This is a genomic window from Ralstonia pickettii (assembly GCF_001699815.1).
Classification (GTDB): Bacteria; Pseudomonadota; Gammaproteobacteria; order Burkholderiales; family Burkholderiaceae; genus Ralstonia; species Ralstonia thomasii.
Genome location: NZ_MCGB01000029.1, coordinates 79,567 through 89,793, shown reverse-complemented (window position 1 = coordinate 89,793; position 10,227 = coordinate 79,567). Strand labels below are relative to the sequence as shown.

At 65.2% G+C, this 10,227-nt stretch carries 6 protein-coding genes; 1 reads left to right on the top strand and 5 read right to left on the bottom strand.

What is annotated here, in order from left to right; translation table 11 throughout:
• The coding region (locus BEK68_RS05935; protein ID WP_139111340.1) for a pseudouridine synthase at positions 1 to 1,010 on the top strand (1,010 nt) is incomplete at its 5' end.
• Positions 1,011 to 1,085: 75 nt separating this feature from the next.
• Here the strand turns inward: BEK68_RS05935 and BEK68_RS05930 are convergent.
• The 5 genes from BEK68_RS05930 to smc form a co-directional block, all read right to left on the bottom strand.
• Positions 1,086 to 2,207 carry an alpha/beta fold hydrolase gene (locus BEK68_RS05930; protein ID WP_012435448.1) on the bottom strand — a complete coding sequence of 374 codons (1,122 nt, stop codon included), beginning with the start codon at positions 2,205 to 2,207 and terminating at the stop codon, positions 1,086 to 1,088.
• A 69-nt stretch (positions 2,208 to 2,276) separates the two neighbouring features.
• Positions 2,277 to 2,810: a peptide deformylase gene (def, locus tag BEK68_RS05925; protein ID WP_004626657.1), complete on the bottom strand. Its 534-nt coding sequence runs from the start codon at positions 2,808 to 2,810 to the stop codon at positions 2,277 to 2,279.
• A complete protein-coding gene (gene ligA, locus BEK68_RS05920) occupies positions 2,807 to 5,260 on the bottom strand; it encodes an NAD-dependent DNA ligase LigA (protein WP_012435447.1) in 2,454 nt (817 codons plus the stop codon). The genes def and ligA overlap by 4 nt, the downstream gene beginning before the upstream one ends.
• 10 nt (positions 5,261 to 5,270) lie before the next feature.
• Positions 5,271 to 6,485 (bottom strand): cell division protein ZipA C-terminal FtsZ-binding domain-containing protein, encoded by a 1,215-nt coding sequence (locus BEK68_RS05915; RefSeq protein WP_012435446.1) that lies wholly within the window; start codon positions 6,483 to 6,485, stop codon positions 5,271 to 5,273.
• On the bottom strand, positions 6,486 to 10,001 hold the full coding sequence (smc, locus tag BEK68_RS05910; protein WP_012435445.1) for a chromosome segregation protein SMC: 3,516 nt from the start codon (positions 9,999 to 10,001) through the stop codon (positions 6,486 to 6,488).
• Positions 10,002 to 10,227 lie beyond the last annotated feature (226 nt).

The following is a 10,227-nucleotide window of genomic DNA, read 5'->3' as shown; positions in this document are numbered from 1 at the left end:
ATGAACGCCCGCCGCGCCGATTCGACGACGAGCAACGGCCGCCGCGGCGCTATGGCGATGACCGGGCTCCGCGTCGCTTCGATGACGAACGCCCTCCGCGTCGTTTTGACAACGACCGACCACCGCGTCGCTTCGATGATCGTCCGGCACGTCCGCAACGGCCCGAGCGCGAGCGTGAGGAACGCGCTCCGCGTCACGCCGAGGAGCAGGCACCGCGCCCGGCGCAGCAGACCGAATCGAGCGGACTGGTCCGTCTGTCCAAGCGCATGTCCGAACTGGGGCTGTGCTCGCGCCGGGAGGCCGATGAATGGATTCCGCGCGGCTGGGTGCTGGTGGACGGCGAGCCCGTCACCGAACTGGGTTCGCGCGTCAAGCCGGATGCGATCATCGAGATCCATCAAGCTGCGAGATCCGAGCAAGGCGAGCGCGTCACCGTGCTGATGCACAAGCCGGTCGGCTATGTGTCAGGCCAGGCGGAAGACGGCTATCAGCCGGCGGTTTCGCTGTTCGTGCCGGAAAACCAGTGGGAAGCCGACCCCACGCGCAAGCGCTTCGCGCCGTGGCAGCGCAGGGCGTTGGCGCCGGCCGGTCGACTGGATATCGACTCCACCGGCTTACTGGTGTTGACGCAGGACGGCCGTGTGGCGCGCCACCTGATCGGCGAGGATTCGACGGTCGAGAAGGAATACCTGGTGCGCGTGGTATGGCATTCGCCGGACGGCGTGGTCGAGCGCGACATCTCCAAGGTCTTCCCGGAAGAGCTGATGGAGAAGCTGCGCTTTGGCCTGTCGCTCGACGGCGAAGCACTCAAGCCCGCGAAGGTGAGTTGGCAGAACGAAGAGCAGCTGCGCTTCGTGCTGCGCGAAGGCAAGAAGCGCCAGATCCGCCGCATGTGCGAACAGGTGGGACTGGAGGTGGTGGGCCTCAAGCGCATCCGCATGGGCAGCATCGTGCTGGGCGACCTGCCGGTCGGTCAGTGGCGCTTCCTGGGGCCGTTCGAGAAATTCTGAGGCAGCCTCTGCCACAAAGAAAGAACCGGTCAACGCATTGCACGCTGACCGGTTTTTTTGTGCCCGCTGTCTACATTACAGATGCGGCGCCTGACAAGCTGCACCCGCGGTGTTGGCCGATGCAGGCATGCCGAACACAGCTTGCGCGCCGCAGCGCGAGCCGAACATCTTCGCCTGGTCGTGGCCTACGCCAACCACTTCGTGCGCCTGGTGATTGACGCGCTTGCGTCCCGCCATGTGGCGCTCGTAGCGCCAGTAGTTGCGTGCGCGATCCACGCGCGTCGGGCCTTCGGCCTCGGCACCGCACAGCTTGTCGAGCACGCGGTGGTTCGGATCGTTGTCGCTCGTGCCGGCAAGGTACGTCACGTGGCGCTGCGCGTAGCGGTTGAACAGCTGGCGGCCGGTCTTGCCGGCGGCATACGGAACCATGTCGACCATGCCGTACTTGTAGTGATCGTAGTCGGGGCAGACGCTGGTGCTGTAGCGCGCAAAGCCCTTGCCGCTCGGACGCTCCGGCGTGAAATACAGATATGACGAGGGGTTGGCGACCACGTAGCGCAGGTCGATGCCGCGCTTGCGGATCACCTCGTCGACGTTGTTGAGCACAGCGTAGCGTTGCACGATCTGGCCACCGCCCGAGTGGCCTGCCACCGTTACGCGCTTGACGTTGGGCGCGCGTGCCGGGTCGGTCACGTAGCCGATCAGGTCATCCAGCACCTTGAGCGAACTCAGGTCCGTGTAGGGTGCGTTGGTGGCGTTGAAGCCCCCGATCCAGCCGTCCACCGACCACACGGGCATGCCGTCGAAACCCTTGCCCTCATCGGGCGTGCCGGGAAAGTTCGGGGCAATCAGCAGGACCTCGTCGGGATTGCGGCCGCTGGCCTGGAGCAGATCGGCGCCAGCGGTGTAGTAGTCGTTTCCGTTGCGCTGCAGGCCGTGCTGAACGAATACGACTTCGCGGATGCCGCTCAGGTCGCCATCAAGCGGATGGTTTGCATAGACAGGGAAATCGTAGGCCACCGCATCCGTACCCAGACGCACGCGTTGCCAGACTGGGCTCTGAGCCTTCTGGGCAACCGGTGCGGCCGCCGGCGTTTCCGGTGCCTGCGGCCCCGCGCACGCCGCCACCCCCAGCATCGCCGTCATGGCCACACCAAGCGCCAGCCGGCGCCAGCCCCTCAAACCATCTCGCCTCATATCGTCTCCGTGGTGGATGAAACACGCGTCCACCCGCCCCCCGCAGATGCGACGCTGCCGCAGTCTCGATCAGTCGTCGTGATTGGCGGGCAATTCCGGGAACAGCACTTCGGTAAAGCCGAAGCGGGTGAAGTCCTTCACGCGCATGGGATACAGCACGCCCTGCAGGTGATCGCATTCGTGCTGGACGACGCGCGCGTGGAAGCCCTCGGCAATACGGTCGATGGCGTGGCCGTGCTGGTCGAAGCCGGTATAGCGCAGGCGCGTGTAGCGCGGCACCACACCGCGCAGGCCGGGTACCGAGAGGCATCCTTCCCAGCCCTCTTCCATCTCGTCCGACAGCGGCTCGATGGTGGGGTTGATCAACACCGTCTTCGGCACGGCCGGTGCATCCGGATACCGGTCGTTACGATCGAACCCGAAGATGACGACCTGTAGATCCACGCCGATCTGCGGGGCTGCCAGACCGGCACCGCGCGCCGCATCCATGGTGTCGAACATGTCTTCGATCAGGGCAGTCAGTTCGGGCGTGTGGAAACGCTCGACCGGCTTGGCAACGCGCAGCAGCCGGCTGTCGCCCATCTTGAGGATGTTTCGGATCATGCCTGGTCTCCCGCCGGTTTTTTTAACAGCGCGAGCATACCCGCTTCGTCCAGAACCTTCACGTTCAATTCTTCGGCTTTGGCGAGCTTGCTGCCGGCATCTTCTCCGGCGACAACGTAGTCGGTCTTTTTCGACACCGAACCCGATACCTTGGCGCCTGCCGCTTCCAGCATGGCCTTGGCTTCGTCACGCGTGAGGTTCGGCAATGTGCCGGTCAAAACGACCGTCTTGCCGTCCAGCACGCCTTCTTCGGCGGCCTCAGCAGGCATGGCAGCGAGCAACTCGCCGCGCAGCGCGTCGAGCTTCGCCAGTTGCGCGCGATGGTCGTGCGAGGCGAGCCATTCAAGCAGCGATGCAGTCACATCCGCAGGCAGGCCAGCCAACTGATCGGGCTCAACGCTGGCCAACTGGGCAAGCGTTGGCGCTGCCACGGCCAATTGCTTTGCGCGCGTGGCGGTCAGCTTGGGCACGCCCAGCGTGGCGTACAGTTCGGCCGGCTCCAGCTTCTCGCGCAGCTTCGCGTTGGGCGCATGCTCGCCTTGCGGTGCAACACCGGCTTCGAGCAGCGCATCGAGCGCCTGCTGGTTCTTCGGCTCGGCAAAGAAATCGGCGATGGCTTCAGCCACCGTGGCACCCACATCGGGCAGCGCCAGCAGCAGCGGCGCAGGCGCACGCCGGATCATGGCCAGGCTGCCGAGCCAGTCGGCAAGCGTCTTGGCGGTCGACTCGCCCACGTGGCGAATGCCCAGCGCAAACAGGAAGCGCGCCAGCGGCGGCGTCTTGCTGGCCTGGATGCCCTCCAGCAGATTCTCGGCCCACTTGGTGGCGATCTTGCCTGCGGAAACCGTCTCGGGCGTCACGCCATCACGTTCGTCCGCACGGCGCTTCATCTCCAGAAAATCTTCGAGCGTGAGCTTGTACAGGTCGGCAATGCCGTGCACGTAGTCCAACTCGACCAGGTTGTCGATGTAACGCTCGCCCAGGCCTTCGATGTCCATCATGCGGCGACCGGCAAAGTGGCGGATCGCCTCCTTGCGCTGCGCCGAGCAGAACAGGCCGCCGGAGCAACGGGCCACCGCCTCACCCTCTTCGCGCACGACGTGCGAGCCGCAAACCGGGCACGTCTTCGGCAGTTCGAATGGCGGGTACTTGGGCTGCTGCTGCGGATTGAACAAGTCGCTGCCCGGGACGTCATCCAGTGGGCGGCGATCAAGCACCACACTCACCACCTCGGGAATCACGTCGCCCGCGCGCCGCACGATCACGGTGTCGCCCACGCGTACATCTTTGCGGCGCACTTCGTCTTCGTTGTGCAGCGTCGCATTGGTGACCGTTACCCCGCCAACAAACACCGGCACCAGCCGCGCCACCGGCGTGATGGCGCCCGTTCGGCCGACTTGCACGTCAATAGATTCGACCGTGGTCAGCGCTTCCTGCGCCGGATATTTGTGCGCAACCGCCCAGCGCGGCTCACGTGAGCGAAAGCCGAGTTCACGCTGCAACGCGAGCGAGTTGACCTTGTAGACGACGCCGTCGATGTCGAACGGCAAGCTGTCGCGCTTGGCCCGGATGGCCTCATGGAATCTGACCAGGCCTTCACCGCCCGCCACAGCCGCGCGTTCATTACTGACCGGGAAACCGAACGCCTGCAGCACGTCGAGCATGCTGGAATGCGTGCCGGGCATGCCCTTCCAGCCGGCCACTTCGCCCAGCCCATAGGCGAAGAACGACAGCGGGCGCTCGGCAGCCATCTTAGGATCGAGCTGGCGGACGGCACCGGCTGCGGTATTGCGCGGGTTGACGAAGGTCTTGTCACCGCGCTCTCGCTGGCGGGCGTTGAGCTTCTCGAAGTCGTCGCGGCGCATGTAGACCTCGCCGCGCACTTCCAGCACGTCGGGCACGTGGCCATCAACTGGCGACAGCCCCAGCGGAATCTGGCGGATCGTGCGGATGTTCTGCGTGACGTCTTCGCCGGTGGTGCCGTCGCCGCGCGTGGCCGCCTGCACGAGATAACCACGCTCGTAACGCAGGTTGATCGCCAGGCCATCGAACTTCAGCTCGGCGGCGTATTCCACGGGCGGATCGGTGTCATCAAGGCCCAGCTCGCGCCTTACGCTGGCGTCGAACGCGCGCGCGCCGTTTGCGGTGGTGTCGGTCTCGGTGCGGATCGACAGCATCGGGATGACATGCCTGACCGCCGCAAATTCGGGCAGGACAGCGCCACCGACCCGCAGCGTGGGCGAATCGGGTGTCTTCAGCTCGGGGTGTTCGGTTTCCAGCGCTTCCAGCTCGCGATAGAGCCGGTCGTATTCAACGTCGGGCACACTGGGCTGGTCGAGCACGTAGTACTCGTGGGCGTAGCGGTTCAGCTCGGCGCGCAGCCAGGCTGCCCGCGCCTCGGGCCGGTCTTTTGAGGGCGGTCCGGACGCGGGTTCTTCAGTCTTGCTCATCGTGCGTCCGTCAGTGGCTGAACAGGCGCACCGCGGTGCTGGAACCGGCCGGGATGCCGCGCGATTCGAGCTTGTCATACAGCACCCGCAGATGCTTCTGGATGGCGACGAACGATTGCTCCGTCAGCGGACGCAGGTTGTCATCCACGACCTGCGCACCCATGCGCTGCGACAGCGTGTAGGCGTATTCGCACACCAGCTTGAACGGCTTGCTCGACTCTTCCGCCACCGGCACATCGAGCAACAGCGTGATCTGTCGGCCGGCCTTGATGGTCAGGTCATCGCGCAGGAAATTGGTGTCGCCAAACTGCAGCGTGAACAGTGCGCGCTGCACACCGTCGCCCCCCGCATGGAAGCGCGTGAAGCGCGTGCCGTCACGCGAGAGCACGAGGCCGTCTTGCGTGGCCACCGTCTGCACGTATGCTGCCGACCATGGGGCGCCGTCGGAGATCACGCTCACGCCCAATTGCACATCGCACTCGGCGGCAAACGCGTCGAGTTCGCGCGCGTTGGAAATCGTCTCGTTCATGTCCGGCAGTTCCGGCACGGCATCTGCCGCCTCCGACAGCGGATCGATCGCGTTGATGAATTCCGAGAACTCCAGCGCATTCAGCGGGCCCGTGCGATTGGCCAGTTGCACGGCCACCTGCACGTCCAGGTAGCGCTGCCCGGCGCGGATGGCTTCCCACGCATTGGCGGCGGGGTTCAAGCCTTCCACGTGGATCTGCTTGGTGCCTGCGCGGCGCAGCTTGGCGAGCGACGGCAGCAGACGGTCGCCCGACACTTCTCGATCCGGGTGCAGCGGCACGATGCAGTCGATCAGCGGATCGATCACGCCATTGGCCGGCTCCAGCGAACCCGGGGCGGGTTCGGCAATCTCTCCGGCCTCGGCGGCTTCGAGCGCGGCATCGTCGCCCGAGGGTGTGAGTTCGGCGCCAATCACGCCGGCTTCGGTTTCGGCGCTGCCCGTGGCGGGCGTGTGCGTCTTCGCCGAGAAACCGGGCTCGAGACGCGGTTCGACGCGGTTGATTTCGTCGCGCTCGCCACCGAGGGCCGGTTCGGCGCGCTCGGTCCAACCGTCGCCGCGCGGTGTCTCGTCGACGGGCGGGTTGTACGCCTCGGGGCCTCGCGCCTTGCGGATCTGCCACTGGTTGTACACAACGATCACCAGCACAAACACCACGCCGGCGCCCAGCAGGGCCATCACCAGGTTGTTGTCCTGCATTTATGCAGCCTCCGCCATGGTCAGCGCGGCATCCATATCCACCGCCACGATCCGGGACACACCTTGTTCCTGCATGGTCACACCGATGAGCTGTTGCGCCATTTCCATCGCAATCTTGTTGTGAGAAATAAAAACGAATTGGGTCTTGTCGGACATGCGCTTGACCATGTTGGCGTAGCGCTCGGTGTTGGCGTCGTCCAGCGGCGCGTCCACCTCGTCGAGCAAACAAAACGGGGCCGGGTTCAGCTGGAACATCGCAAACACCAGCGCAATCGCGGTCAGCGCTTTCTCGCCGCCCGACAGCAGGTGAATGGTCGAGTTCTTCTTGCCCGGCGGCTGCGCCATCACCTGCACGCCCGCGTCGAGAATCTCCTCGCCGGTCATCATCAGCTTGGCCTGGCCGCCGCCGAACAGCGTCGGGAACAGCTCGCCAAAGTGATAGTTGACCTGGTCGAACGTGCCTTGGAGCAGCGCGCGCGTTTCCTGATCGATCTTGCGGATGGCATCTTCCAGCGTGGTGATGGCGTCGGTCAAATCGGCCGATTGCGCATCCAGGAAGCCCTTGCGCTCGCGCGCCGCCGCCAGCTCGTCGAGCGCGGCCATGTTGACCGGGCCGAGCGCGTTGATGGCGTTGTTGATGCGCGTGACTTCACCTTGCAGGTACGAAGGCTTCAGGTCGCCGGTCAGGCGTTCGGCCAGGACGGCCTCGTCCACGTTGGCAGCGGTGAGCTGCTCGGTGAACTGCTCCTGGTTCAGGCGCGCGGCCTGCTCCTTCAACTGCAGCTCGGTAATACGATCGCGCAGTGGTTGCTGGCCGCGCTCGGCGCTCAGGCGTTGCTCGTCGTGCGTGCGCAGTTGTGCGGTGAGTGCATCCAGTTCCATGCGCGCCAACCCGAGCTTTTCTTCCTTCTCGGCACGGCGCTCCAGCGCTTCCTGCAAACCGGTATGCGCGGTCTGCTCGTTGATGGTCTCCAACTCTGCGCGCGCGTTCTCCAGCGTCAGCACGATCTGCTGCGCCTGATCGCTCGCCACCTGGATGTTGCGCTTCAGTTCGGCAATGCGGTTCTGCAGATTGCGCTCGGCAAAGTGGGCTTCCTGTGCGCCGCGCTCCTGGTCGCGCAAGGCGTTGCGCGCATCGCTCAGGCGAACTTCGAGCGCCTCGAACGCCTGCTGGCTGTCTTCAAAGCGCGCCTGCATATCGGCGAGTGCCGCATCGTGCTGTTCGAAGGCCGCTTCGGACTCGGCACGGATGGCACGCTGCTCTTCGATCTGCGCGCGAATCTCTTCCAGCTCGCTGTCGATCTGGCCGCTGCGCGCGTTGTAGCGCTCCATCGCTTGCGACAGCTTGAGCACGTCCATCTGCAGCACGTGCACGCGGCGCGTGGCCTGCTCGGCGCGGGCCCGCACCTGCGTGAGGTTTTGGCTGGCCTGGCTGTACGCCGCTTCGGCGCGCACGGCAGCGCTCTTAGCCTCGTCGGCCAACAGCATCTGCGCACGCACCTGTTTGTGCAGGTTTTCGATTTCCTGCGCACGCGCCAGCATGCCGGCCTGCTCGGAATCAGGCGCGTACAACTGCACCGACGACCGGCCAATCAAGTGCCCGGCCTTGATGACGAACGTGCCGCCTTCCGGCAGCGTCTGACGCGCGGCGAGCGCGGCCTGCATGTCGTCGGCGACATAGACGTCGGCCAGCCAGTCTTGCAGCACGGCACGAATGCCCGGCTCCGTCACTTGCACCAGCGACATCAGCGGACGCAGCCCCGCCGGCGCTTCCACCGGACGCGCTGCAGGCGGCGGCGCATAGAAGGCGAGCTTGGCGGGCGGCGCGTCAGCCGCAAACGCCTTGATCCAATCGAGGTTGGAGACTTCGAGCGCGCCAAGCTTTTCACGCAGCACCGCTTCGAGCGCGGGCTCCCAGCCCTGCTCGATCTGCAGCTTCTTCCAGAAGCGCGGCAGCTCGCTCAGTTCATGCTTGGCCAGCCACGGCTGGACCTTGCCGTCGGTCTGCACGTTCTCCTGCAGTTGCTTGAGCGCGGCAAGGCGGGCTTCCAGGCTGGCAATGGCGGCGGCTTCCGATTGCACGCGGTCTTGCGCGGCACGGCGTGCCTCGTCGAGCTGCGGCACCTGTGTCTCGGCGTCTTCCAGCGCGGCCTGCGCTTCGGCCAACACTTCTTCCTGCTCAGCCAGTTCGGCACGCAGCGTTTCGAGTTGCACGTCATCCGGCTTGTCGAGGCCGGAGGACTCCTGCGTCAGACGTTCGCGGCGCTGCTCAAGCTGCAGCAGGGCCTGGTCGGCATTGCGCTGGTGCGCGGCTTCGAGCTTGAGCGCCTGTTCCGACTGCAGGATCGCGGCGCGCTGATCGTTCAGCGCGGTCTGCGCGTCCCGCCATTGCGCCTCCATGCCGGGCAGTTCGTCGGCTTTGCGCGCGACGTCTTCGGCGGCCTGCGCGGCACGCTCCTCGGCCATGGCCAACTCTTCCTCGGCCGCGGCAAGGTCTTCCTGCGCCTGATCGCCCTGCGTATGCCACTGCTCCTGCTGCGCGGTCAGCGTGGCGATCTGCTGCTGGATGCGGTTGCGCGATTCCACCACGTAGCGGATCTCGGCTTCCAGACGGCTGACTTCGGAGTTGGCTTCGTAGAGCGCGCCCTGCGCGGCGTGCATCGCATCGGACGAGGCGTAATGCGCAACGCGCATCGTTTCGAGTTCAGCCTCGATATGGCGCAACTGCGCGGTCTGCGCTTCCAGGTCGATCTGCGCCTGTTCGATGGCGCGCTGATGGCGTTCCTGCTCGCCTTGCGCTTCACGCTTGCGCAGCAGCCACAGCAGGTGCTGCTTCTCTTCGCCGTCGGCCTGCAGCGCCTGGAAGCGCTGCGCGACTTCGGCCTGGCCCTCAAGCTTTTCGAGATTGGAGCCGAGTTCGCGCAGGATGTCTTCCACGCGTGTGAGGTTTTCGCGCGTATCGGACAGACGGTTTTCGGTTTCGCGGCGGCGCTCTTTGTACTTCGACACGCCCGCGGCTTCTTCCAGGAAGATGCGCATGTCATCGGGCTTGGCCTCGATGATGCGCGAGATCATCCCCTGCCCGATGATGGCGTAGGCGCGCGGCCCCAGGCCCGTGCCGAGGAAGATGTCCTGGATGTCGCGGCGGCGCACCGCCTGGTTGTTGATGAAATACGACGAGGTGCCATCGCGGCTCAGCACGCGCTTGACCGCCACTTCGGCGTACTGGCTCCACTGGCCGGCGGCGCGGCCTTCCGCGTTGTCGAACACGAGTTCGACGCTGGCGCGGCCAGCCGGCTTGCGCTGGGTCGAGCCGTTGAAGATGACGTCCTGCATCGATTCGCCACGGAGTTCCGCGGCGCGTGATTCGCCGAGCACCCAGCGCACGGCGTCGATGATGTTGGATTTACCGCAACCGTTCGGGCCGACGATGCCGACAAGCTGGCCCGGAACATGGAAATTGGTCGGATCGACGAAAGACTTGAAGCCTGCGAGCTTGATCGAAGAGAGGCGCACGTTGTGTTCGTCTCGAGGGGATCAGAAAAGGGGGATAAAGCGGGCGCCCCAGGAGCGCGCCTTTGTCATCACACCAACGCCGTGCGGCGCGGACTGACAAGGGACGCCCAGGGGCGCGGATGGCGCCATCATACCATTCGCACCCTAGCCTCCCGCCAATCAAATCGCTACAAAAATGGACGAAATTTGCAGCGCGGGAGGCGAAATTGCTGCGGATTTGTAAGCA